Origin of the sequence: Streptomyces sp. NPDC057617 (assembly GCF_042800555.1) — a bacterium.
GTDB lineage: Bacteria > Actinomycetota > Actinomycetes > Streptomycetales > Streptomycetaceae > Streptomyces.
In genome coordinates, this window is record NZ_JBHVGV010000012.1 from 1 (window position 1) to 23,456 (window position 23,456).

The following is a 23,456-nucleotide window of genomic DNA, read 5'->3' on the forward strand; positions in this document are numbered from 1 at the left end:
AACGAACAACACAGACACCACATACGCCCCGCGCGGTCGGGAACACCCCGGGCTCCTGGCACTGACAGGCCACCGACACGGTCGAGCGGATCTGCGGCAGCGGACGCGCGCCCATGTGCGCGGCCTACTCAGTCAGGTGGCCGGAAGAACAGCCGACAGCCGGCCGAGTACGCAGGCCACAGCACGCCGACCCGGTCGCAGCACCTGCTCGACCGCGCCCTGTGAAACCCTGACGAGACAGATGATGACCTGCGGGAGTACGTCGCTCAGAAGCTCGGCGCGGCAGCAGGGGTACTGATCGTCGATGACACGGAGTTCCTGAAGAAGGGAACGGAGCCCGTACTTCGCCTCGATTGACGGGAAGCAGCCGGCAGGGCCTTCCACGGTCTGCATCATGTCGGCTGTGGTCCCTTCATCAGTTCCGCTGATCTCGCGGGCACCGCGAAGGCACGGCCCCCGGTGTTCTCACCAGCACGACTGGAGCAGACGGGAAGTCACCGACCCGGTGGACATGGCCCGGGCCGCCTTCCCCGCCGCGTGGCCGGAAGGCGTCGGTGACGGGCCGGACGCTCTTCGGCGGAGCTTGCCGACGGGGGGTCCCGGGTAGGGGTGGCTGGCGGCCAGCGGAACGGAGAGGATCCGGCGTGCTTGAACTGGAACGGGATACGCTGCACGCTTCGCTCGGTGATCCAGTTCTCGGGTCGATCAGCTTCCTCAACGAGATCATGGCCCAGTTTCCCGACGCGATTTCGTTCGCCCCCGGCGCTCCGAATCTCACGTTCCTCGACGAATTCGACGTGGCCCATCACGTCGACAAGTGGCTGGTCCACGCGGCCGCACAGCGCTCGCTCAGCGCCGAGCAGGCCCGGCGCCTGCTCTACGAGTACGGCCCCAGCCGGGGTCTGATCAATGACCTGGTGGCAGAGGCACTCCACCGTGACCACAGCATCGAGGTGGGGCCGGAGGCCGTGGTCATCACCGTGGGCGCGCAGGAGGCGATGATTCTCAGCCTGCACGCCCTGTGCGGGCGTGAGGGCGATCTGCTGGCCGTTGTCGATCCCTGTTTCGTGGGGATACGCGGGGCCGCCCGTCTGCTGGACATCGGGGTAGTCGCCGTGGACGAAGCCGGGGACGGGATCGACTTCGAAGGACTGCAGGCACAGTGCCGGGCTGCACGGTCCCGGGGCGAGAGAATCCGTGTCCTCTACGTCGCCCCGGACTACTCCAACCCGTCGGGCAGCCTGATGAGCCTGGCCGCGCGCCGACGACTGCTCGACCTGGCCGAGCGGGAGAACCTGCTGCTGCTGGAGGACGGAGCGTACGGATTCACCGCGGCACCCGGCATGGGGCTTCCCCCACTCAAGGCACTCGACCGCGACGGCCGGGTCGTACACCTGGGAACCTTCGCCAAAGTATGTCTCCCGGGAGCGCGGGTCGGGTATGTCGTCGCCGACCAGCTGATCCGGACCGGCGACGGCAGCCGACGGCTGCTCGCCGACGAACTGGCGGTCAGCAAGAGCGTGGTGACGGTCAACACATCGCCGATCTGCCAGGCGTTGATCGGCGGGATGCTTCTGGAACACGGCGGATCGTTGACAGCACTGGCACACCGCAAGTCCGAGCTCTACCAGGCCAACCTTTCGCTGCTCCTGGACGCACTCGACCGGCACCTCTCACCCGAGACGGAACCGCCGCCCGGAGTGACCTGGTCGCGGCCGGTGGGCGGCTTCTTCGTCCGGATGCGTCTTCCGGTGCCGGCCGACGCCGCCCTGCTGGCGACCTCCGCTTCCGAGTACGGGGTCCTGTGGACTCCGATGTCGCAGTTCTACGGAAGCGGCAAGGGCGACAACGAACTCCGGCTGTCATGCAGTTACCTGGATGCGGACCGGATCGAGGAGGGGGTGGCACGGCTGGCCGGATTCCTCAGGCACGAGGTCGCTCCCGGGCCCGCGAGCGGGACCAGGCACGGTCGACCTTGCTGATCACGTCCTCGCCGTACAGCCGGCACGCCTGGGTGAAAGCGAACTCGGCCATGTAGGTACGGAACTGGTCCGGTGACTCCTCAGCAAGAGCGAGCATCGCCCGGTTGGCGCTCACGGCGGGACTGTCCAACTCCTCTACGGCGGACTCGACGGCGGCGTCCATGGCGTGTCCGGGCACCACCTCGTCACAGACCAGATCCGCCTCGGAATCAGTCGCCCGGATCCGTTTGCCGGAAAGGATGATCCGCCGGGCAAGCCGGGCGCCGGTCAGCCGGCCGAGCCGGAGGTTGCCCGCCCCGGGGACAATGCCCTCCTGAGCCGCCGGAAGGCTGAAGAAGGCATCATCGGCGGCAATGACACGGTCGCAAACCAGGAGAAGCTGCATACCACCGCCGATCGCGAACGAGTCGACAGCAGCCACCCACGGCTTGTGCAGGGACGACGCGGCGAAGGTGGCCTCGCCCGGCGGCAACAGCAGCCCACGCAGCAGCTTGCTGACGTACGTCAGCTCCCTGCGCAGCAGAAACTCAACAAAGGAAATCCGCCCGTTACGCAGGTCCGACAGATTGATCCCCGCACTGAACACACGCCGACCCTCGTAGCGAGGATGGGTCATCACCCCGCCACGCACCACACCCACACGTACACCCTCATCAAGCAGGACCAGATCAACAGCCGTCTCCATCGCCTCGACCAGAGCGTTATCCTCAGCATTGAGACAGTGATAGTTCCGCACAGTCAGATGGCCGGCGCCATTCCGGCGCTCCACCAGCACCGCCCCCAGGTCCGCCCGCCCGTCACGCCGGAAACCGTCGATCAGAGCGAGCGCGCGGGGCGACGCCAGCAGCATCGTGTCCGCCAGATGGGCCCCGGCTGCCGGGGAGCGCAGGATACCCCGGAAAAAAATCCCCTGATCGATCTCCCGCCCCTCCTTATCCGCCTGAATGAGCGCACCCTCCGCATCCACCTGCACCCGAGTCGGCACCAGCCCCGGAAAACGCGTGGCCGCAGCGAAAACCAGCTCCGACAACCGATAACGACGCACACACCCCTCAGTAAGTACGTCGTAGACCTCGTCCGCGTGGCGGCGCATGAACTGCTCGCGCGTCTGCCGGCAGGAGGCGAACACGCTTGCCGCCAGACGCCGCTGTTCCGCATCGCGGTCCGGCGGGGCGGGCAGGCGCTCCAGAAGCCGTTCCCCGTTCTCCGTGTGCCGCGCCAGCGCCGCAGCGTCCTCGGCGAGCGCTCCGCACAGCGGGGGTGCCTCGCCCAGCAAGAGTGCTCCGGCCGGCCGTCGCCCCGAGGCGGCGGCCCCGTCGCGGGTCGCCCTCATGCCTGCCGCCCCTCGGCACGTCCCAGCCTGCGCAACTCGCGGTCACACGCGGCGAGATGAGTACCGATCGCCTCCTCGTACGAGGTGGAGGACGCTTCGAGGAGCAGCCTGCGCCGTACGGCCACCTCGGCCCCGCTGAGGCGGCCGAGCATCACCACGGCCGCGCGCAGCGCCTCTTCCACATCGCCGCCGATCTCGTCCACCACACCGAGGGAGACAGCATGTGCCGCAGTGATCTCATGCCCCCAGAGCACCAGCCGACGAGCCTGGGCCGCCCCCAGCTGACCGACCAGCCGGTAAACAGCCATACCCGGCCAGAAGTGGTCGTCGTTGACCGGCAGCAGCAGACGGCTGTCGGGAGACGCGATCCGGAAGTCCACCGTGAGCAGCAGATCGAGCGCCGGGCCACCGCATGTACCCTCCGACACCGCAACGGTCACCGCCGCAAGCCGCTCCAGCCGACGTACGGCCCGCTCCCACCTGTTCACCTCCCCGATCCGGACCCGGCCCGGCCAGGTCCTGTCGGCCGGGGCGGACGACAGACGCAGGACGACGACACTCTGGGTGCCGTGTCCCTCCGCCCGGGAGCACACCGAGTTCACCGACGCCGTCAGTTCGTCGAGAGCACGGGTACCGTCGATCTCCAGGATGAAGCCGAGCCCATCGGCGAGCTCGGCGACGTCGTGTTTCACCTGCTGGTCCATCCTCTCCTAGATACCGCGCGCCCGGCTCCGCCGGACCGGCCGGCCGCGGCGCGCCCGTTCGCGCCTCACCAGCGCAGCAGCGCCGTCTCGATCGTCGAACCGGGGCCCATCGTCATCATCACGCCGAAATCTCCGGGCCGAACCGTCCCCTCCTCACACAGCCGCTGGAAGGAGGAGAGGAACGCACCGCTGGAAAGGTTGCCGTAGTCCCTCAGCACCGTCATGGTGTGGCGCACGTCATGGCGAGTGAGGCCGAGGTTGACGCGTACAGCGTCGATGACCTTCCTACCGCCGGAATGGAGCACCCAGTGCGCGATGTCCGAACGGCGCAGCCCGGCGCCGGAGAGCAGCCGGTCGACCGTCTCCTCCGCGTGGGCCCCGACCACATACGGCACTTCAGGGTCGAGGAAGAAGGAGAACCTCTCCTGTTCCTCGTCCCAGTCATAGCGCATCGCGTCGATCGCGTCGGTCATGATGCGGCTCGCGTACCCGAGCACGGCGGGGCCCCCGTGGGCCCTCTCCCCGCGTTCCCCAGCCGCGTCCGCAGCAACGGCGACCGCCGCCGCGCCGTCTCCGAAGAGGCTGTTGACCACGGAGGTCCGCATAGTGCCGTCGAAGACGTACGCGGCGGAGCAGACCTCAACGCTCGCCATGACAGCGAGTTGTCCCGGGTGCGCGCCCGCCCAGCCGGTGACGGCAGCGAGCGCGTTGAGCCCCGCGTTGCAGCCCATGCCGACCACATCGAGCCGTCCGCATTCGGGTGGCAGACCGAGTTCCTTGATCAGCAGCGCGCTGAAGCCCGGCGTGATGAATCCCGTCGACGAGACGCAGCACAGGAACGCCACCTCGGCCGGGTCGGCGTTCAGCCGCTTCAGGCATGTCTCGATCGCCTCGCGGCCGATGGCGAGCCCGCTGGTGGTGTGCTTACGCAGCAGCTCCGCCTGTGTCTCCGTGCGCGGGAAGCCGTCCGGGTCCCGTGGCGGCAGGGTGAGGTGACGGCGCTGGATGCCGCTGTTGAGGAAGACGGACCGGATCCGCGGGTCGGTCACCCCGAATATGCCGAGCAGTTCCTCCTGCGTGTACGAGGCCGACGGCACCGCGGTCCCCACCGCTGTGATCCGTGAGAGGGAGCCACTGATCCGCGTCATAGTCTCCTCCGTGTCGCTTCACAGGACCCGGCCGGACCCTGTGGTGCCCGCGCGGCCCGGCGGCCGGGGACCGGGGCGGGCTCCGTCAGCCGTGACCGAGGTAGTCCTCCGGCCCGCCCTCGCGGACCGTGTCGAGGGTGAAGCAGTGGAAGCCGCCGCCGAAGAGCCGCCGATGGCGGTGACGGACCGGCACGACCGTGAACCGCTGCTGCTCCAGGGTGCGGATGAGCTCCGGACAAGCACTGTTGACCAGCACGGTGGAGGGGTCGACCGACAGCACGTTGAGGTCGATGAAGGGGCTGGTGAGCACCAGGTCGTCGTCCTCGTACCGCGGGAAGTTGTTCTCACCGGGCGGCGGCGCGACGATCAGGTCCCAGCTGTGCAGCGGCTCGGGCAGGAAGTCCAGAACCTCCTTGTTGCGCACCAGCAGGGTGCCGGGCCGCAGCGCCAGCACCATGCTGTCGATGTGGCTGTCGCTGAGCCGGTGCACCCGATGGATGCGGAACCTGCCCTCCAGGTGCCGTTCAAGCCAGTCGCAGGCCATGGCGTGGTTGGCGGTGGAGATGTTCACGATCACATCGCGCCCCAGCCGAAGGCACTGGGCGCCGTCGAACATCATCTCGAAGCCCACGTCGTACACGGAGGGCTGCGGGTCGTCGATCGGTTCCGTCGGACCGCCGATGCTGCTGGTCCGGGCGTACGACAGGTCGAAGGAGGCATCGGTCATCAGGGGCCGGGGCATCACCGTCCAGCGTGCACCCTGGCGGAAGTACTCGGCGAAAACCGGGGTGAGGAACTGCGTCTCGAAGTAGCGGGAACGGATCATGGGAGGGGTCTCGATGATCTCGTCCCCGAGGATCAGGGTGTTGTCCCGGACGTTCAAGGGGGGCACCACGGCCGCGGACCAGGCAGGGGTGCGCACTTCGGCCGTCGACGCGTCCACGTTCAGCGGCCGGTGCACGGTCACCGCCAGGGACTCCAGGACGGCGACGATCCCCTCGATGTCCTCGTTGAGTTCGTCGACGTAGCGCTGCTTGATGGGCGAACGGCCGGGAGCGCCGGGCTGCCTCGCGTCGGCGGAACCGGCCGCGCTGAGGCGGGGGTAGTACCACTCCGAGCGGGTGATGTTGTCGTGGAAGAACAGATCGAACGACAACTCCCGCTCGTGGGAGGTGTAGTTCACGGCCGATCCGACGACGACCTCCTTCAGCGGGGACCATTCGTCGAAGCTGTTCAACCGCATGGTGCGTTCTCCTCTCCGTTGCGATCGGTACGGGAAGCTGTTCCGCCCGGGCCGAACAGCTTCTCGAGCCGGCTCTCGTAGGCGGCGGCGCTCGTGAGGTCCTCAGCGATCACACACTGCATGATCGAGTTGTCCCGAAGGTCGAGGGCGCTGCTGAAGACCACACCGGTACGGGTCGAGGGGTCGTACGCCAGTCCTGCCTCGGCCAGTGCCGAGACGGCGGAGGCGAAGGACCGGGCCGACCAGCCGTCAGGCCAGATGCGCTCGACGACGACCCGGTCATCGGCGTTATCCAGGCCGGCCAGCCGTGCACCGACGACGGCGTAGGTGTGGGTGGACATGGTGACGCGGCCGTTGTACTCGGTGAAGAACAGCTCGCCGTCAGGGGTCAGGACGGCGTCCGCGCTGAGCCGTCCGCGGTAGCCCATGGTGTGCAGCGTGTCGCACAACCGGCGTCCGTGGTCGACGAGTTCGCGGGCGGTGTCCGGTTTGAGTCCCCTTGCGGGGACAACCTGTGCCTTGGCCAGCGGTGCCATGATCATTTCGCCGTGTCCACCGAACTCGACGCCCTCGTCGGCGATGAGGAACTCGGCGAACAGGGAAGTGCTGCCCGGGTGATAGCGCTCGACGACGACCGGGTCGCGACCGCCGCGGCTCAGCTCGTCCCACCGCTCGTCGAGATACTCGTGCACGCCGGGCACACCGGAAACGGACAGCGTCCGTCGGGCACCCACCGGCTCGACGCCCGGAACGGGGCTGAGGATCTCATTGCCCTTGCCGCCGAGTGAGTAGTCCTGCTTCACAATGACCGGCGCGTTCGCGTCGAGCAGTTCCACGATGGCGGACGCGGCGCGCTCCCGGGTGGCGCAGACCGCGCCCTCGGCGATCGGTACGCCCGCGCCCGCCGCCACCGCACGGAAGACCGTCTTGCTGTTGACCAGCGGGCCACCGCTCTGGGCGACGAACGCCCCGCCCGGAACGGCGTCTTCGGCGCCCAGCGCACGGGCCAGCACGACCACGGCGGTGTCCGGCCACAGGGCGAGAACGTCGGCCACGGGCCGCCCCGCCAGCGCCCGGCACAGTTCGGTGAGAAAGCCGGGATCGCACAGGCGGTCCGCGGTCAGCAGATCCGTTCCGGCGTGCCCCGGCGGCGGGACGACCACCTGGAGCGTAGAGCGTCGGGTGCCGGTGAGTGAGGTGACATAGGTGAGGAAGTCCTCTTCGGGCCGGACCGGGAGGACCAGCACATCGCCGTCCTCGGCGAACCACGCCAGCCGTTGCACCGACCAGGACGCGGCGATACGGGTGAAGAGGTCCTCGTTGAAATCGTTGCCGATGAGCAGCCGTGTCAAGGGCGTTCCCTCCGATGGACGCTTGGGGACCCGCGGGGTCAGGCGCAGCGGCCCTTGTCCGGGGGAAGGAGATGGATGGTGAGGGGCGAGTGAGAGGAGGGCGGCTGCGGATCCGGGGCGTCGCCGTCGGCCAGGGGAAGCCGCTCGCCGAGTTGTTCGCCCGCAGCCGCGCCGGCGGCCGGACCGGCGTCGGCGTCGCTGTCGGCGTTGGCGTTGGCGTTGGCGTTGGCGTTGGCGTTGGCGTTGGCGTTGGCGAGGATCTGCTCCTTCGTCATCCCCATGAAGTGAATGACGATCTCGTGATTCGTCGAGGTGACCGCTGATTCGGACCCGGTCCGGTAGTAGAGGTCGAGGACGCGCGGCGAGGGCGAGAGGTCAGGTTCGACATCCCTGCGCAGAGCACCGACGATCGCGGGCACGTCATAGGCGAGGTGAACGTCCTTCCGTACGTAGTACTTCTCGTCGCGGATCTCCGTGACGGGCAGTGCCTCGGGCAGGGACGCCGCGTTCCCGGGGCGGAACACCGGCTGGGTCAGCAGGTCGAAGCGGAAGATCTCGTCGAGCAGCGGCCGGAACTCGGCCGGGACCAGCGGGAGAATCGATTCGTCCCACCACCGGCGCAGCAGGCGCTCGGCCTCCGCCTCGGTGTAGAAGTAGCTGATCGCCGCGCCGAAGGAGTCGGTGCCGCCCGCCGCTGTCGCCATGAACTCCCGCAGGGGAACGGCCGCGGGGTCGTCCGCCTCCGCGATCCAGTCGCCCAGGTTGAGCAGCACGCGGGACTGGGTCAGGCCGGCGAAGTGCCGCAGCGAACCCCAGATGTACCGGAACACCGCGTTCTCGGCGACCACCCGGGCCCAGAACAGGAAGCGCTGCATGTGCTGGTTCTCGGCGAACGTCATGGTGTCGTGGGCGAGCACGTACTCGAAGTCGTCGTGATCACCGCGGGTCGCCGTGATCCCGAAGAGCTCCTTCTTCTCCATGTAGTCGGTGTTCGGCAGCAGGAGGATGGGGTAGACGGCGATCCTGGAGACGCGCCGGGCGAGCCGGTCGTACCCCTCCATGAAGGACTCCACGGTCTCTCCGGGGGCGCCCCAGATCAGCTCGGCGTAGCAGTCCAGGCCCTCGTTGTCCAGCCAGGCAGCGAGGTCCTCCCACTCGTTCACCTTCATGTTGCGCCGGTTCATGGTCTCCAGCGCGTTGTCACTGAGGGTCTGGAGGGCCAGCGTGAAGGAGCTGTGCATGCCGGCCTCCTTCATCCGCCGGACGATCTTGAAGAACGTCTTGGACTTGTTCTTGGCCCAGGAGGTCTCCAAGGCCCGGGGGAACCCGTAGGTGTCGCGGGTCTCGATCAGGGCCTCGACGAAGTCGAGATCTCCGGGCAGCAGGCCGAAGTTGGCGTCGCAGGCCACCACGGTGTGCACCTTGAGCTTGGCGAACATCTCCAGTTCCCGGCGGAGCCGGTCCATGGAGAAGGCGCGGACCTTCTGGCCGACCGCACCGCCCCAGTAGCAGAAGGCGCACTTGTAGGGGCAGCCGCGGTTGGTCTCCATGAGCGCCACGTCGTACCGGAACTCGCCGTTCGCATCGGTCAGTTCCAGGGCGCCCGTGAGGAACGGCGAGGGGATCTCCTCCAGGTCGTTGATCCGAGGCCGCTCCTGTGTGGTGACGGTCCGGCCGTCCGTGCCCCGGAAGGAGATCCCGGCGACCGAACCGAGATCGTTCTTGTCCGCACCCGCAAGGCGGGCCCGCACCAACTCCCTGAACGTCAGCTCGCCCTCGCCGTTGACCACCACGTCGACCTCGGGAAACATCCGGAAGACTCGGGCCGCCTGATTCGTCACATGCGTGCCACCGAATATGACCAGGCCGTTCGGGTTGAGTTGCTTGAAGGTGGCCGCCAAAGCTCCGAAGGACTGATAGTTCCAGCCCAGTACGGAGAAGGAGAGAACATCAGGAGGGTCGCCGCTGAATAACGCGTTCGCCATGACCGTATTCGTCGTGCCACCGCGGAAGTTGTGGATGGACACATCGACGCGCGTGCTGATTTCCGCATCGGCCAGAAGAGTGGACTTAAGATACCCGGAAGCCAGCGGCATCGATTCCAGTGGCATTTCCCAGACGCCTTGCTGCACGAGAAAAATTGATGTCTTGCAGTCTTCTTCAGAACTTGTCACGCGCGCTCCTCACATGAGCGTCGGAACAAATGAAGATGAGTCGCAGAACTCTCGGGCTTCATGTTCGGTGGCCACTGATCGCGGTGTCAACCCCGCCGGGCGCCGGCGCGGCACTCCAAGAAGTTGGCCTATTTGAAGTTGGCTTGTTTCAACTTTTGGCCGGTTCCAACCCGAGGAGATTCTCGGTCACGCAACCCAGAATTCGGTCAACTTGGCCGCGCTGACGTGCGGTTGACCATGCCCAAAGTGGCGTGTTAGCCTCCCTGAGGCGCTTGTCGATTTCACATCAGTAACACTCCTGAAAGGGAAATAAAAAACTGATGGGCGATTCGCAGGAGTTCGACCGCATATACGAAAGATTCCAACTCATCGTCAATGGACCGGCTCTCTTCAACGCCGTCATAACGGCTCTGGAGCTCGATGTTCTCGGATTCATATCGCGCCACCCCGGAGCCTTGTTCGAGGAACTGCAGCGGCATACCGAAATTCAGCCGCACAAACTGCGCGTACTGATGCTGGCGCTCTGCTCCACCGAACTCGTGGGCCGGCGCGACGGCGGATATGTGAACTCTTCCGTCGCCGAGAAGCATCTGGTGACCGACCGGCCCGAGGGCTGGCGGGACACACTCATAGGCTGGCGGCGGTTCCAGTATCCCGCCTTCCCGCACATGTCCTCCGCCTTGCGGACGGGTACGAACGCCGCGGCACTCGATGCATATCCCGGCTCGGGAAACACGCTCTACGAGCGCCTGGCGAGCGACCCGGAACTGGTGGCGAGTTACCACGACTCCATCGGGCCGTTCACCCACCTTTTCGCCCACGCACTGCTGGACAACGTCGAGATCGCCGAGGTGCGCAAGCTGCTCGACGTCGGGGGCGGCGACGGTACGACCGCGATCAAGCTCGTCCGGCGGTACGCGCACGCCGAGGTGACCATCTTCGACATGCCCAGCGTGACCCGTCATGCGGCCCTCGGCATACCCGACGACCTCGAGGGCCGCGTACTGACACATGCGGGGGACATCTTCGAGGACGACTTCCCCCGCGGCTTCGACGGGATCCTGTTCAGCCACTCCATGGAGGTCTTCTCGCCCGAGCACAACATCAAGCTGCTCGCCAAGGCGTTCGAGGCACTGCCTCCGGGCGGCAAGATCTTCCTCTACAACATGTGCGCCTCCGACGACGAGCAGAGCGGACTGCTCTCCGCCCGGCTGTCGCTCTTCCTGAACGTGCTGGCGAGCGGGGAGGGCATGGCCTATCCCGCCGGGGACTACGAACAGTGGCTCACGGAGGTCGGCTGCGCGAGCGTCAGGTCCTACACCGGACTTCCCTACGAGCACGCGCTCGTGGTCGGTGTCAAGGAATGACCACGGAGCGCAGGAGGACCCCGACGATGACGCCGCCGCTCCCGGCCGCCGGCACTGAGACCGCGGCCGGCAATCTGATCCTCGACCACTACGACCGGCTTCCCACGGTGGTGGCCGCGTGCGTCGCCGACCCGGCAGCCCGTCCCGACGCCGAAGGATTCCGGCCGGCCTTCGCCTTCCCCGAACCGGACGCGGCCACCCGCTCGTTCTTCGCCGCGGCCACGGCGCGCTGGCAGCCCCTGGGAGAGTACGGCGGCCATCCGCTGACCCTCCTGGACCTGACCGGCAACCCGGCGACCGGAACGACGAAGACCTTCGCGTCCCTCCTCATCGTGGCGCGGGCCGTCGAGCACATCCGACGGACCGGCACACCCGTCATGCTCTTCACCCCGACCTCCGGCAACAAGGGAACGGCGCTGCGCGACGCGGTACTGCGCGCTCTGGAGGCCGGGCTGGCCGATCCCCGGGAACTGCGGATCACGACGCTGGCGCCCCTGTCGAGCCGCTCCAAAATGCGCCGCTCCCGCCTCAGCACCGACAGCGAACTCCAGGCCCTCAACCCTCTGCTGCTCCTCGACGCCGCCCGTCCCGAAGAGGTCAAGACACTTGCCCGTGCCTTTGCGGACGCCTACGCACAGGCGTGGGCGCGTGAAACCGGCGGACGTCTGTGGTTCTCCCTGGAACTGGAGAACTACCTGGTGGCCGACGCCGCCCGGGCCTTCTTCGAGCATCGGTCCGACCCGTGCGACGGCGGCCCTCGGCGGCTGCACGCCCACGCGGTCTCCAGCGCCTTCGGACTTCTCGGCTACCACGCCGGCCGTACGGTCCTGGAGGAGTCCGGAGAGTCCGCGCCGCACAGCAGGCCCGCGTCCTTCCTCGTACAGCACCTGCACACACCGGACATGGTGCTCAACTGGAAGTTCGGCAGCTTCGACCGGGCCAATCTGCCCCGCTACACCGAGGACCCGGCCACCGGGCTGCGGGTTCAGCACGACGACCCGGTCTTCCCGCACGCCGTGCACCGCCTCGACGAGGTGCTCGACCCGACCTTCTACACCCACCGGCCCGCCACCTCCCCGGCCATGAACGACTTGATCGCAAGGTTCGGCGGCGGCGGAATCGTCGTCTCCCTGCAGGAGTGCCTGCAGCGCTACCCGCTGATCGCCGGACAGCTCGCCGACACCGGGGCACGGCTCCCCGACGATCCACGTACGCTCACCGAGTGGTCCCTCGTCATGGCGATGACCGGGGTACTGAACGGAATCGACCGGGGTCTCGTCGACGAGGGCCCGATCGTCGTCCACGGCACGGGCAGTTACGCCGACACCGACTACGAAGCGGTCGGCGAGGCGGACTTCCATGTGGTGCGGTCGGTCGAAGACGTGGCCGCCGCGGTGTGGAAGCGTTGAGCGCCCCGTACCACGTGGTCGTGGTGGGCAGCGGTTCCCTGGCCCGTTCGGTGTGCTGTTCCGTCGCCGGAACAGGATCGGGGCCGCTGCGCGTCACGGTCGTGGCCCGCGACGAGCGGTCGGCCGACGAACTCGCCTATCTGGCCGGAAGCAGGGCCCGGCTGTCGGGCACACCGGTCCTCTTCGACGCCGCGGGAGCCGACACGGGCGGCGACGCCCTGGAGGAACTGCTGGCGCGCACCTCCCCCCAGCTGCTGGTGGTGTGCGCCTCGTCCCAGTCGCCGTGGGAACGCACTCGGCGCCCCAGTGGCTGGACCGACCTGATCGCCGGGGCCGGGTTCGGGCTCACCCTGCCGCTCCAGGCGGAAATCGCCGTACGGGCCGCCCGGGCCGTCACCGACGCCTCACCCGGCACCCAGGTGATCAACGCCTGTTTCCCCGACTCGGTGAACCCGCTGCTGAGGGCCCTCGGGCTACCGGTGCTCTGCGGAATCGGCAACGCCGCTCTGGTGGCGGCCTCCCTCGGCCACGCACTCGGTGTCGGCCCCACACCGCGGCTCAGCGTCCTCGCCCATCATGTCCATCTGCACGAGCCCGCGGAACCCGCCGAGGAGGCACGCGCCTGGCTCGACGGTGAACCCGTCACGGAGGTGAGCCGGCTGCTGAAGCGGCAGCGCAGCACCGACCGGGAACAGCTGAATCTCGTCACCGGGCACACCGCGGCGCTGCTGATCGCCTCGCTGGCGCACGGGCCCGCCCTGCACACCTCGGTGCCGGGCCCGCACGGGCTGCCCGGTGGCTATCCGGTGGCGACAGACGAGGGAACACTGCGCCTCGCCCTGCCGCCGGGCATCACCGAACGGGACGCGATCGACTGGAACCAGCGCGTAGGGGCCCGTGACGGAGTCATCGTCCGGGACGGCCGGGTCAGCTTCACCGGACCGGCCATGACGGCCGTCGCCGCGCACGCGCCCGGCCTCGCGAAACCGTTCCCGGCCACTGCGATCGACGAGGCACGGGCGGAGCTGAAGGCCGTACGGGACCGGTTGCGCCGCCGTGCCGCACGGGGCGGCCGGGAAGCCCCGCCCTCCCGACCGGAGGAGCACCCGCGCCCACGACTGGAGGAACAATGGCGCTGAGTCTGCCGTGGGACGGGCTCGGTTACCGCTGGCGCAACGGCAGCGGAAGAGCCGTCTCCGGTGCCCACCGCGCGGTCGACGCACTACGCAGCATGCGTCTGGACGGTCTCGCATCACACACGGCGACCGGGGAGCTGTCCGTGGGCTGCCAAGGACTCGCGGAGGGCATCCGGCTGACCCTGCCGTTCCTGGAGGAACGGCGCGAGCCGCACGCCGGCCCGGTCGCACGGCGCGTCCCGACCCGGGCCTCCTGGCGGGACGTCGGTGTGACGGGCGGCCCCGATGCACCCGATCTGCTGATCGTCGTGGGTCCCACCGGGAAGGTGGCGCGGCTGCCGACGCGTCACGCGCTGCTGCTGCCGTTCAGACTCTCGCTCCAGGTGCCCGTAGGCCACGGCGTGTCACCGGTGCGGCGCGTCTCGGCGAAGGACCGCGGCCACTACCGCCGACAGCGACAGCGCCGGGACTGGACCCTGGAACGGGCCACCGCGGTGGCCGACTTCGACTACTTCTACGACCGCATGCACCGGCCCACCATGGACCGGCGGCACGGGGCCGCCGCGCGCTCGGAGCGGCGCGGCAGCGCCTACTCGTCCATCTTCCGCAACGGAGCACTGTTCTTCCTGCGGGACTCCGGCAGCCGGGTGGCGGGCATGCTCTGCAGATGGGAGCCGGCACACCGGAAGCTGGTGATCCGGCTGGCCGGAGTGCTCGACGGCGATGTCGCGCACTACCGTTCCGGCGTCTCGATGGCCATGTACATCGAGGTGCTCGAATGGGCGGCACGCCACCGTATGGACGTGGTGGACCTGGGCGGCTGCGAACCGTTCCTCAGCAAGGGAACCTTCCAGTTCAAGCGGAAGATCCACCCTGAAGTCTCGCTCCCGGCCAATCACTGGGCGCAGCAGCGGATCTGGCTCGGTGCGCGCCGCGACAGCGGCCTCCTGCGCGACTTCCTGGTGAGCAACCCGCCGGTCTCCATCGACGGTGAAGGACAGTTGCGGGCCGTGTACTTCCACGACCGTGACCGCTCGCCCCGCGACGACCTGCGCTGGCAGACGCCAGGCCTCGCGGAGCCGCGTTTCGTCCACCTTGACGAGTTCCTCGCTGGTGCTCCTCGCACCGGGCAGGCCCGACGGCGGGAGTACCAGTGACCGGACGAACACCCCCCTGGACCACCGACCGGCCGACCCTCGAACGGGCTCTGCCGGTGGCCGAAGTACTCCGTATCCTCCGGCACGAACTGCGCGACTGCGGCACCCGGATCGACACCGAGCGTGCCCCGTTGGAACCGTTCGTCCTCTCCCGGCGGGCCTACGAAGAGCTGTTCTCCGCCGCGGCAGGGCTGCTGGCGCTGCTCCGCCGTGCGGTGCTGGAGTCGGCACCGACGCGTGCCGGGAGACTGTCGGCACTCGGTCTGGCGCCCGACGGCCACCAGTACCCGCTCTTCAGCGACGACGAGGACTTCGAGGAGCGCTACTGCGCCGCGATGGCACGCCCCGACGTGATCATCGGCGCACAGGGCCCGCAGTTCATCGAGTTCAATGTGAGCGGGGCTTTCGGCGGCCCCGCCGAGACACACCTGCTGACCCGTGTGTGGAACGAGGTGTACGCGCACGGAGGCAAGGGAGACGCGCCGTTCTTCGGCCACGACCCGCTGGCTGCGCGCGCGGCCTTCTTCGAGCGTGTCTGTGACGAAGCCGGGCTGCCGCGCTCAGTCGCTCTGGTCGGCAGCCCCTACGAACAGGACAAAGCCGCCACCTCGCGCTATTACGACATCGAGGTCGACGTTCTGCGGCGCCGCGGTATGCACGCGGAGTTCTTCGAACCGGACCGGCTGCCGCACGGACTCGGCCTCCCGGAGCGGCTCGACTACCCGGTCGGCCTCAGATACTTCGCCACCGCCGACTGGACCGCCCGCGGCCAGTCGCTCGATCCGGTGCGTTCGGTGCTGGCGTCGGGATGCCTCCTGCTGCCGTCGCAGAGCAGCTATCTGCTCGCCAACAAGAAGGTGCTGGCCTGGCTCTCCGAGGGACTTCCCTGGATGTCGGAGACCGACCGTGCGCTCGTAGGCCGTTACGTCCCGTGGAGCAGAGTGGTGCGCGAGACCAAGGCGGAATGGCGGGGACGATACGTCGATCTCCCTGAACTGCTCCTGGCCGGCCAGGAGCAGTTCGTCCTGAAGAAGGCCATCGGAATGATGGGCCGCGAAGTCCTCATTGGCCGGCTCACCACCCCCGCACAATGGGCGGCAACGGTGGAACGCGCCCTCACCGACGAGGACTCGATCGTCCAGTTGTACACGGAGTCGGTCCCGTACGAGTTGGAGATGTGCGACGCTTCGGAAACCACCGCCGAACGTGTCGCCGTCGCTCCCGTCCTCAGCCCCATGCTGTTCGGGGGCCGTCCGGGCGGCTGTTACGCACGCTACTTCCCGTCCGGGGAGAGCGGTGTCGTCAGCGTGTACGGGCAAGGTGCCATGGAGAACGCCGTACTGACGGGAGTGCCGAGGTGACCCAGTCCACGATCGACCACCGAACCGGGCTGCGGCTGAGGCGGCTCACGGGAAGCATCGGCGCGGAGGTCGCCGGCATCGACGTCCGCACGGCGGACGGCTCGACGGCCGAGGCGATCGCCCGGCTCGTCGACGACCACGGGGTGCTGTTTCTGCGCGACCAGTCGACGGACGCGGCGGATCTGACCCGCTTCGCCTCGCTGCTCGGCCCGCTGCTGCCCGCCCATCCCCTCAAGCCCGGGCTCACCGGCCATCCGCATGTGCTGGCCAACCAGACGGGTGGCGTCACGGCGGACGACATCCGCTGCCGCGACCGCTACAACCGGCACGCCACCAACTGGCATGTGGACTGCACCTTCATCACCGACGTCCCGGTCTATTCGCTGCTCCAGGCCGTCACCGTGCAGCCCTTCGGCGGTGACACCCTCTTCGCGGACCTGGCGGGCGCCTACAGCGGCCTGGCAGCTCCGCTGCGGGAGCTTGCCGACCGGCTGAGCTGCATCCACGACGCCAAACTGCTGTACGCGGACTGGCTGTTGCCCGGCCGCGACGAAGAGAGCAGGGAACGGCTGCTCGCCCTGCCCGTCGTCACGCACCCCTTGGTGGCCGTCTCACCGCGGAGCGGCCTCCGATCCCTCGCGCTCAACCCGAACTGCGTGACCGGCATCGAAGGGTTCTCGCAGTTGGAGAGCGACACCCTGCTGGACCTGTTCCTGGCGCACACGCTGGTGCCCGAGCGGACGGTCCGCTGGCAATGGGCCGAGGGCGACATCGCCGTCTGGGACAATGTGCGGCTGCTGCACAACTATGTACTCGATCATGGTTCCGGTGAGCGGCTGATCCAGCGCGCGATGGCGGGCTCGGCCCCGCTCGCCGGACCGGACGGTGCCATGAGCAGGGAACTGCCGCTTTCCTGAACCGCCCGGCAGAAGCAACCAACCAGGACGAAGGACGACGGAGCCGAAGTGACCGCAGCGAAACCCTCCGGGCGCGGACCCCGTATACGCTTACTGGCCGACATCCGGCCGCTGCGGGAATCCGCGGAGTACCGCCGCCTGTGGGCGGGGCAGTCGCTCTCGGCGATCGGCAGCCAGATGACCGCCGTGGCACTGCCCTTCCAGGTCTACGCCCTCACGCACTCCACCCTGGCGGTCGGCGCGCTCGGCTTGACCACGGCCGTTCCGCTGATCGTCGTCGGAATGCTCGGCAGTACGCTGGCCGACGCCTTCGACAGGCGCAAGCTCGTCCTGGTCACCAGCGCGGGCCTCGCCGTCGTGGCTCTCCTGCTGGTTACGCAGGCCGTGCTCGACGTGCGTCACCTGGGACTGCTTTACACCCTCTCGACCGTGCACTCCTGTCTGTTCGCGATCGACCAGCCCGCCAGGCGGACCTTCATCCCCCGGCTCCTGCCACCGGATCGTCTGCCTGCCGCCGGTGCCCTGTCGCAGATCTCCTTCCAGGCCAGCATGACCGTCGGACCGCTCGTCGCCGGTGTCGTCATCGCGACCGCCGGCCTCGAAGCGGCGTATCTCCTCGACGCCGTCACCTTCCTCGCCGGCCTCTACGCTGTGCTCCGGCTCCGCGCGATGCCCCCGGCGAACGGCGGCCAAGGGCCCGGACTGGGCGCGGTGGCTGAGGGGCTGCGCTTCGCCCGCCGGCATCCGCTCATCGCGGCTGTCTTTCTCGTCGATCTGAACGCGATGGTGCTCGGCGCACCTCGGGCCCTGTTCCCGGCGTTCGCCGAGGCCCGTTTTGACGGTGGCTCACAGACGCTCGGTCTGCTCTACGCGGCACCGGCCGTCGGAGGCGTGCTCGCCTCGGTGTTCTCCGGCTGGCTGGGGCACACACGCCGGCAGGGCAGGGCGATGCTGGCAGCGGGCGTGGTGTGGGGCGCGGTACTCATCGGATTCGGTCTCAGTACAGCCCTGTGGATGGCGCTGCTCATGCTGATGGCCGCCGGTGCCTGCGATGTGGTCTCCGATGTGTTCCGCTCGACGGTGCTCCAGGTCAGCACACCCGACCAGCTGCGGGGCAGGCTGAGCGGACTCGATTTCGTGGTGAGTGCGGGTGGTCCGCGACTGGGCGAGGTGAGGGCGGGCGCCGTAAGCCAACTCACCTCGCCTGCCATCGGCGCCGTCAGCGGCGGAATCTCCTGTGTCATCGGGGCGGTGATCCTCGCTTGCACCTTCCCGGCACTGCGGCGCTACGACGCCCGATCCGCCGGAAGCACCACGGCCAACGGAGACAGCAGCGGCACGACTGCCGGAGAGACGGACACCGAAGTACCCGCCCAGAAATGACAGGCGGCCGACAGCGAAGGCATCCACGATCGGTCCCCCCACACTCGCCAGACCGCCCATGAAGTCACCAGGACCGACGCCCGCCCGAACCTCATCATCGCGCCCTACCTGGTGACGCGGGTACCACGGGCGAGTAGTTGGCGCGTCATTTCCAGGCCCAGTCCGGTGCTCACCCCGGTGATGAACCAGACCTTGTCGGTGACGCGGCCGCCAGTGATCTCTGCCGCGGGCTCGGTGGCGTTGACGGCGGTGCTGCTGTTCATGGCGCTCTCTTTCCGGATCGTGCTCCGGCCAGTATCAAACAGGTGCGCGGGACGGGCCGCCTCAACTGCCCGCCGAGGGTTCAAGCGGCCACAGTGTCCTCGTGAGCGTTCGGCCCTCTGGCTGCCCGGCCCGGGGCCGCTGCCCATGCGGGCTCGGGCCGGGCATGGGCAGGGTGGTCACGCGTGGGCCATGCCACCGTCGACGACGAGGGTCTGGCCGGTCATGTGGGACGCGTCGTCGGAGACGAGGAAGGCCAGGGCTCCGGCGACGTCGCTGCCGCGGCCGACGCGTTTGAGGGCCTGGGCGCTGGCGGCGATGCCGGGGAAGAGGTCGGCCCAGCCCTCTTCCTGGGTGCCGGGGGTGACCACGGCGCCGGAGGCGATCGTGTTGACGGTGATGCCCCAGTCACCGGCCTCGGCGGACAGTGCGCGGCCGAAGGCGATCATGGCGCCCTTGGAGGTGATGTAGGCGAGCATGCCGGCCATGGGCATGAAGAAGGAGGTGGAGCTGATCTCCACGATGCGGCCCCATCCGAGTTCCTTCATGCCGGGGACGAAGGCGCGGCTGACCAGGAAGCTGCCGCGGACGTTGGTCGCCTGGACGCGGTCCCACTCCTCGACGGTGACGTCCAGGATGCCGGCGCCGGGCATGAGGCCGGCGTTGTTGACGACCACGTTGACCGTGCCGAACGCCTCGGCCGCCTTGGCGCGCAGCAGTTCCACGCCGTCCTCGGTGGACACATCTGCCACGACGCCGACGGCCTTGCCTCCGGCCTTCTCGATCAGGCCGACGGTCTCGCTGACATCGGTAAGGCCGTTGACGACGACGGAAGCGCCGTCGGCGGCGAGGCGCAGGGCGAGGTCCTGGCCGATGCCGCGGCCGGCACCGGTCACCACCGCCACCAGGTCGTTACGGGTGTTCGACATGATTGCTCCCACGGGAGTGTGATGGTTGCTGCGGACAGGCGGGGCGGTCAGGCGTTGATCGCGGGGAAGCGGTACTCGGTCCGGTCGCGCTTGGTGTAGAGCTGCCAGTACGTCTCGGCGAGTTCGTCGGGATCGAGGACGTGCAGGCCGGTGACACCACCGGTGACGGCGGCCAGGTCCTCGGGCGTCATCGCGTGGTAGGACTCGCTGTTCTTGATCAGTGCGGCCAAGGTGGAGACGCCCACGTAGACGCCGGCGCCGGCGACCTCTCCGTGCAGGGAGTGGACGAAGTTGCGGATGGCCGACATGGCCGGGCCGATGCCGCTGATGTGCGGCTGCGGGTCGGCGGCGGTGAATCCGCCGGTGACGATGAAGCCGCCGTTGCCGCGTTCGGTCATCTCGGGCAGAACGGCGTGGGCGATCTCCACCGGGGTGAGCAGGAACAGGTTGACCAGCGGCGCCAAGCGGGCGGCGTCCAGTTCGGCGGCGGGAATGAAGGCGGTGCCGCCTGGCAGCGGCTGGTACGAGACGACGTCGATGCGGCCGAAGCGCTGGCGGATGGCATCGATGACCGGGCGGGCGTTGGCCGGATCGGACAGGTCGGCCGGGAAGGAAGCTGCCTCGATGCCTTCCGCGGCGAGCTCTTCGACCATCGCCTGGAGCCGCTCGGCTCGGCGGGCGACAAGCGCGACGCGGAAGCCTTCCTTGCCGAAGCGGCGGCCGAGTGCGGTGCCGAGACCGCTGCCGGCGCCGAAGACGGCGACAACCTGGGACATGGGTGTTTCCTCACTGTGTTACGGGTGCCGTCGACCGGGCGGCCGACGGAGACGAGGCCGATCCGGCGCGAGCCTCCCGGCCGGGGACGGATCAGCGGTACGTGCCCCGAACCGCGCCGATCAGGTTCGGCGGGCCCGTGGCCCCGTCCCGGATCTAGGCAGGGAAGTCGATGGACCGGGCGAGCTCCTGGCCGGCGTCGACCTCTTCGAGTCGCCCGATGAGCGCGGCCCGGATGGCCGCGTGGGCGTCGCTGCCCAGGGCGACGCGGCGCGGCGCGGGCTCGGTGCCGGCGGAGTCGATGATGGCGGCCGCCACCTTGACCGGGTCGCCGGGAGCTTCGGCGGTGAGGTTGCCGACGGCCTGGACGGCCTGGTGCACCTGTCCGACCGGGGTGCCGGCATAGACCGGCAGCGGCTCGGCGACGCTCAGGGAAGCACCGAATCCGGTGCGGATCACACCCGGCTCGATCATGGTGACGCCGATACCGAACGGGGCCACCTCGCCGACCACGGACTCCAGGAAGCCCTCCAGACCCCACTTCGAAGCGTGGTACATGCTGGCGCCCGGACCGGAGATATGCGCGCCCATGGTGGAGGTCTGGATGAACCGCCCGCCGCCCTGGGCACGCAGATGCGGGACGACCGCACGGAAGAGCTGGATCGGCGCGGTCATGTTCAGCGCGATCTGCTCATCGATCGCCTCGTCCGACAGTTCCTCGGCCGCGCCGACCGCGCCGCGCCCGGCGTTGGAGAAGATCACATCCACGCGGCCCAGCTCGGTGAACGCACGCCCGACGACCTCACGGAGCGCAGGGGTGTCGGTGACGTCCAGCGCCGCCGTCCACAGCTGCCCTGGGTACCGCTTCTTCAGGTCGTCCAGAACCTCGGGCTTGCGCGCTGTGGCGGCGACACGGTGCCCCGCCTCCAGCAGCTGCTCGACGACCGTCCGCCCGATACCGGCCGACGCGCCGGTGACAAACCACGTCTGTGCTGTCATGACCGCTCCTTAATCCAACTAGTTGGTTGCAACGCAAACGTACGCCACCGCCCCTCCACCGTCAAACCATCCAGTTGGATTTATTACGGCCCGCCAAACCGCCGCCCAGGAATGCAACTGTCTGGTTGGTTTACTCTTACGGGATGGGATACGACTCCGCCGCCACCCGCGCCCGGCTGCTCGACGCCGCCTTCGACGAGTTCGTCCGCGTCGGGCTCGCCGGCGCTCGCGTGGACCGCATCGCCGTCGCCGCCTCCGCGAACAAGCAGGCCATCTACGCCTACTACGGCTCCAAGGACGCGCTGTTCGACGCCGTGCTCGCCGACCGGCTGACGGTCCTCGCCGACATGGTGCCCTTCACCCCCACCGACCTGCCCGGCTACACCGGCGCCCTACTCGACGCGCTGACCGCCGACCCCGGGCTGCTGCGCCTCACCCAGTGGAAGGCTCTGGAACGCCCGGGCGCCTCACACCTGGAGCGGGAAGCGCACGTCACCAAGGCCACCGAGATCGCCGAAGCCCACGGCGTCAGCGTCGAGGCCGGGATGGACATCCTGATGCTCGTCGTCGTGGCCGCCCAGGCCTGGGCCACCACGGCGCCCGAGATCCGCAACCCGAACGGCGCCGACGAGACCGCCCGCCTCGTCCGGCACCGGGCAGCCATGACCAAGGTCGTCCAGGCCGCCATCGACGCCACGCTGCCCGCGACCACCTGACACGGACCCTGGCGACCCGAGGTCGAGGTCGGTCCCGTACAGCGCCCGGACCGGGATACGGGCAGTTCAGGCGCCCGAGTGGATGTGCGCGGCCCACAGCGAGGGCAGCCGGGGGGGGCGGCGCGGCGCAGTTCGGACACGGCGGTGTGCAGGGCCCGCGCCGGATCGGGCGAACGGCCGCTGGGAGAACCGGTGGTGGTGTTCCCCGGCGACAAGTGGTCGTAGAACGAGGCGGCCAGTCCCGCGGCCGAGAGGTCGTTGACCTCCCACAGGGTGCCGATCACGTGGGGGAATCCGGCGAGTTGGAGGGCGGCGGCGAGGTGGACGGCCTCGTCGAGGAGGTCCGCCGCCCGGGTGGTGGCGGTGGTACAGGCCGACAGGTAGGCCAGGAAAGCCCGGTCCAGGTCGATGGTCGTGAGGTCCGCCACGGTGAGTGGTGCGGTGGCGTGGTCGGCCAGCAACAGGGAGCTGCGGGACGGGTCGGTGTGGTCGGTGGTGGCGTGGCAGGCGAAATGGGCCACGGCCCGTCCGGGCAGGTCGGCGAGCACGGCCGCGCGCCGCGGAGCGGGGTGCCGGCCTTCTCCGCGGCTTCGCCGGTTGCGTAGCAGGCTGCTTCGGGCAGGTGCCGGCGCACAGCGGCGGTCTCGGTGACCGCGTGGCGCAGGTCGCGCAGTTCCCGGGGCCCCGGGGTGACGGGCATGGACACGAACAGCGCCGGGTGGGGTGAGCGGGGGCCGCTCCTGCTGCGGGCGTGGCGCAACGCCCGGATGGTGGGGACGTACGAGGGCACGGCGTGGTCCAGCAGGCTCTCCCCGCCCGGTGTGCCGGCGGCGTGCAGGGGCAGCATGCCGAGCAGTCCGCCGGGCGCCCACCACACACGGGGCAGGGGGCTGCCGGGAGGGGGCGGGGAGTGCAGGCCCAGTGCCTTCAGGACGGGGAGGACGGCGTCGGTCCACAGTTCGGCCAGGGTCTGGCTGAGTCGGTCCTGGGCAGCCGGCCGCCTTGCGCTGGGGACCTTCCGGTCGGAGGTGGTGCGCAGGGCTTGGCCCCCGGGTGGCAGCCGCGCCCTCAATCGATGCGAAACCCTCGACGCCGAGCCGGTAGTTGGGCG

At 68.9% G+C, this 23,456-nt stretch carries 20 protein-coding genes and 2 pseudogenes; 9 read left to right on the forward strand and 13 right to left on the reverse strand.

Going from position 1 to position 23,456, the window contains the following annotated elements; genetic code table 11:
• Positions 1-132 precede the first annotated feature (132 nt).
• Positions 133-396 carry a hypothetical protein gene (locus ACFU9P_RS26860; RefSeq protein ID WP_376384320.1) on the reverse strand — a complete coding sequence of 88 codons (264 nt, stop codon included), beginning with the start codon at positions 394-396 and terminating at the stop codon, positions 133-135.
• A 248-nt stretch (positions 397-644) separates the two neighbouring features.
• On the opposite strand from ACFU9P_RS26860, the gene ACFU9P_RS26865 reads away from it, so the two are divergent.
• Entirely contained in the window at positions 645-1,982 is a 1,338-nt protein-coding gene (locus tag ACFU9P_RS26865) for a PLP-dependent aminotransferase family protein (protein ID WP_384085452.1), read from the forward strand.
• On the opposite strand, the gene dpgC is transcribed toward ACFU9P_RS26865, so the two are convergent.
• From dpgC to ACFU9P_RS26895, 6 genes are all read right to left on the reverse strand, one after another.
• A complete protein-coding gene (gene dpgC / locus ACFU9P_RS26870) occupies positions 1,924-3,315 on the reverse strand; it encodes a (3,5-dihydroxyphenyl)acetyl-CoA 1,2-dioxygenase DpgC (protein WP_384085454.1) in 1,392 nt (463 codons plus the stop codon). The two genes, ACFU9P_RS26865 and dpgC, sit on opposite strands and share 59 nt — an antisense overlap.
• Positions 3,312-4,019 carry an enoyl-CoA-hydratase DpgB gene (gene dpgB / locus ACFU9P_RS26875; RefSeq protein ID WP_384085457.1) on the reverse strand — a complete coding sequence of 236 codons (708 nt, stop codon included), beginning with the start codon at positions 4,017-4,019 and terminating at the stop codon, positions 3,312-3,314. The genes dpgC and dpgB overlap by 4 nt, the downstream gene beginning before the upstream one ends.
• Positions 4,020-4,084: 65 nt before the next feature.
• Positions 4,085-5,167, reverse strand: coding sequence for a 3,5-dihydroxyphenylacetyl-CoA synthase DpgA (gene dpgA / locus ACFU9P_RS26880; RefSeq protein ID WP_384085460.1), 1,083 nt, complete (start codon positions 5,165-5,167; stop codon positions 4,085-4,087).
• An 85-nt stretch (positions 5,168-5,252) separates the two neighbouring features.
• A complete protein-coding gene (locus ACFU9P_RS26885; protein WP_384085463.1) occupies positions 5,253-6,410 on the reverse strand; it encodes a glycine amidinotransferase in 1,158 nt (385 codons plus the stop codon).
• The gene (locus ACFU9P_RS26890; RefSeq protein ID WP_384085466.1) at positions 6,401-7,762 is read right to left on the reverse strand and encodes a peptide ligase PGM1-related protein; all 1,362 of its coding nucleotides are present in this window, start codon (positions 7,760-7,762) and stop codon (positions 6,401-6,403) included. The genes ACFU9P_RS26885 and ACFU9P_RS26890 overlap by 10 nt, the downstream gene beginning before the upstream one ends.
• A gap of 38 nt (positions 7,763-7,800) precedes the next feature.
• A complete protein-coding gene (locus tag ACFU9P_RS26895) occupies positions 7,801-9,873 on the reverse strand; it encodes a KedN5 family methylcobalamin-dependent radical SAM C-methyltransferase (protein ID WP_384085469.1) in 2,073 nt (690 codons plus the stop codon).
• A 383-nt stretch (positions 9,874-10,256) separates the two neighbouring features.
• Between ACFU9P_RS26895 and ACFU9P_RS26900 the strand changes: the two genes are divergently transcribed.
• From ACFU9P_RS26900 to ACFU9P_RS26930, 7 genes are read left to right on the forward strand one after another with little or no spacing between them, the layout of a single operon-like run.
• Positions 10,257-11,303 carry a methyltransferase gene (locus ACFU9P_RS26900; protein WP_384085472.1) on the forward strand — a complete coding sequence of 349 codons (1,047 nt, stop codon included), beginning with the start codon at positions 10,257-10,259 and terminating at the stop codon, positions 11,301-11,303.
• A gap of 26 nt (positions 11,304-11,329) precedes the next feature.
• Positions 11,330-12,712 (forward strand): DUF6002 family protein, encoded by a 1,383-nt coding sequence (locus ACFU9P_RS26905; protein WP_384085475.1) that lies wholly within the window; start codon positions 11,330-11,332, stop codon positions 12,710-12,712.
• Complete coding sequence (locus ACFU9P_RS26910; RefSeq protein WP_384085478.1) at positions 12,709-13,851, forward strand: hypothetical protein; 1,143 nt, start codon at positions 12,709-12,711, stop codon at positions 13,849-13,851. Before ACFU9P_RS26905 ends, ACFU9P_RS26910 begins: the two co-directional genes overlap by 4 nt.
• Complete coding sequence (locus ACFU9P_RS26915) at positions 13,842-15,005, forward strand: hypothetical protein (RefSeq protein ID WP_376384353.1); 1,164 nt, start codon at positions 13,842-13,844, stop codon at positions 15,003-15,005. Before ACFU9P_RS26910 ends, ACFU9P_RS26915 begins: the two co-directional genes overlap by 10 nt.
• Positions 15,002-16,366, forward strand: coding sequence for a hypothetical protein (locus ACFU9P_RS26920; protein ID WP_384085481.1), 1,365 nt, complete (start codon positions 15,002-15,004; stop codon positions 16,364-16,366). The genes ACFU9P_RS26915 and ACFU9P_RS26920 overlap by 4 nt, the downstream gene beginning before the upstream one ends.
• A complete protein-coding gene (locus ACFU9P_RS26925; RefSeq protein ID WP_384085484.1) occupies positions 16,363-17,283 on the forward strand; it encodes a TauD/TfdA dioxygenase family protein in 921 nt (306 codons plus the stop codon). The genes ACFU9P_RS26920 and ACFU9P_RS26925 overlap by 4 nt, the downstream gene beginning before the upstream one ends.
• 48 nt (positions 17,284-17,331) lie before the next feature.
• Positions 17,332-18,666, forward strand: coding sequence for an MFS transporter (locus ACFU9P_RS26930; protein WP_384085487.1), 1,335 nt, complete (start codon positions 17,332-17,334; stop codon positions 18,664-18,666).
• Between the two features lie 104 nt (positions 18,667-18,770).
• Here the strand turns inward: ACFU9P_RS26930 and ACFU9P_RS26935 are convergent, their stop codons facing one another.
• The 4 genes from ACFU9P_RS26935 to ACFU9P_RS26950 form a co-directional block, all read right to left on the reverse strand.
• Positions 18,771-18,929, reverse strand: a complete 159-nt coding sequence (locus ACFU9P_RS26935) for a hypothetical protein (RefSeq protein WP_376384364.1) — start codon at positions 18,927-18,929, stop codon at positions 18,771-18,773.
• Between the two features lie 177 nt (positions 18,930-19,106).
• Complete coding sequence (locus tag ACFU9P_RS26940) at positions 19,107-19,856, reverse strand: SDR family NAD(P)-dependent oxidoreductase (RefSeq protein ID WP_384085492.1); 750 nt, start codon at positions 19,854-19,856, stop codon at positions 19,107-19,109.
• Positions 19,857-19,903: 47 nt separating this feature from the next.
• Positions 19,904-20,632 carry an SDR family NAD(P)-dependent oxidoreductase gene (locus ACFU9P_RS26945; RefSeq protein ID WP_384085496.1) on the reverse strand — a complete coding sequence of 243 codons (729 nt, stop codon included), beginning with the start codon at positions 20,630-20,632 and terminating at the stop codon, positions 19,904-19,906.
• Between the two features lie 154 nt (positions 20,633-20,786).
• Positions 20,787-21,629, reverse strand: a complete 843-nt coding sequence (locus tag ACFU9P_RS26950; protein ID WP_384085500.1) for an SDR family oxidoreductase — start codon at positions 21,627-21,629, stop codon at positions 20,787-20,789.
• A 143-nt stretch (positions 21,630-21,772) separates the two neighbouring features.
• Here ACFU9P_RS26950 and ACFU9P_RS26955 point away from each other — a divergent pair, with 143 nt between their 5' ends.
• Positions 21,773-22,345, forward strand: coding sequence for a TetR family transcriptional regulator (locus ACFU9P_RS26955; RefSeq protein ID WP_376384376.1), 573 nt, complete (start codon positions 21,773-21,775; stop codon positions 22,343-22,345).
• Positions 22,346-22,524: 179 nt separating this feature from the next.
• Here ACFU9P_RS26955 and ACFU9P_RS26960 read toward each other — a convergent pair.
• A pseudogene (locus tag ACFU9P_RS26960) lies at positions 22,525-22,893 on the reverse strand (CHAT domain-containing protein); the annotation flags it as partial.
• A 95-nt stretch (positions 22,894-22,988) separates the two neighbouring features.
• Positions 22,989-23,417: pseudogene (locus ACFU9P_RS26965) on the reverse strand (CHAT domain-containing protein); the annotation flags it as partial.
• Between the last annotated feature and the right edge of the window lie 39 nt (positions 23,418-23,456).

What these genes read in the sequence shown, in the direction of transcription:
- ACFU9P_RS26860 (WP_376384320.1), bottom strand. Translation starts at nt 396, where the DNA reads ATGATGCAGACCGTGGAAGGCCCTGCCGGCTGCTTCCCGTCAATCGAG.
- dpgC (WP_384085454.1), bottom strand. Translation starts at nt 3,315, where the DNA reads ATGAGGGCGACCCGCGACGGGGCCGCCGCCTCGGGGCGACGGCCGGCC.
- dpgB (WP_384085457.1), bottom strand. Translation starts at nt 4,019, where the DNA reads ATGGACCAGCAGGTGAAACACGACGTCGCCGAGCTCGCCGATGGGCTC.
- dpgA (WP_384085460.1), bottom strand. Translation starts at nt 5,167, where the DNA reads ATGACGCGGATCAGTGGCTCCCTCTCACGGATCACAGCGGTGGGGACC.
- ACFU9P_RS26885 (WP_384085463.1), bottom strand. Translation starts at nt 6,410, where the DNA reads ATGCGGTTGAACAGCTTCGACGAATGGTCCCCGCTGAAGGAGGTCGTC.
- ACFU9P_RS26895 (WP_384085469.1), bottom strand. Translation starts at nt 9,873, where the DNA reads ATGCCACTGGAATCGATGCCGCTGGCTTCCGGGTATCTTAAGTCCACT.
- ACFU9P_RS26900 (WP_384085472.1), top strand. Translation starts at nt 10,257, where the DNA reads ATGGGCGATTCGCAGGAGTTCGACCGCATATACGAAAGATTCCAACTC.
- ACFU9P_RS26905 (WP_384085475.1), top strand. Translation starts at nt 11,330, where the DNA reads ATGACGCCGCCGCTCCCGGCCGCCGGCACTGAGACCGCGGCCGGCAAT.
- ACFU9P_RS26915 (WP_376384353.1), top strand. Translation starts at nt 13,842, where the DNA reads ATGGCGCTGAGTCTGCCGTGGGACGGGCTCGGTTACCGCTGGCGCAAC.
- ACFU9P_RS26935 (WP_376384364.1), bottom strand. Translation starts at nt 18,929, where the DNA reads ATGAACAGCAGCACCGCCGTCAACGCCACCGAGCCCGCGGCAGAGATC.
- ACFU9P_RS26940 (WP_384085492.1), bottom strand. Translation starts at nt 19,856, where the DNA reads ATGTCGAACACCCGTAACGACCTGGTGGCGGTGGTGACCGGTGCCGGC.
- ACFU9P_RS26945 (WP_384085496.1), bottom strand. Translation starts at nt 20,632, where the DNA reads ATGTCCCAGGTTGTCGCCGTCTTCGGCGCCGGCAGCGGTCTCGGCACC.
- ACFU9P_RS26950 (WP_384085500.1), bottom strand. Translation starts at nt 21,629, where the DNA reads ATGACAGCACAGACGTGGTTTGTCACCGGCGCGTCGGCCGGTATCGGG.
- ACFU9P_RS26955 (WP_376384376.1), top strand. Translation starts at nt 21,773, where the DNA reads ATGGGATACGACTCCGCCGCCACCCGCGCCCGGCTGCTCGACGCCGCC.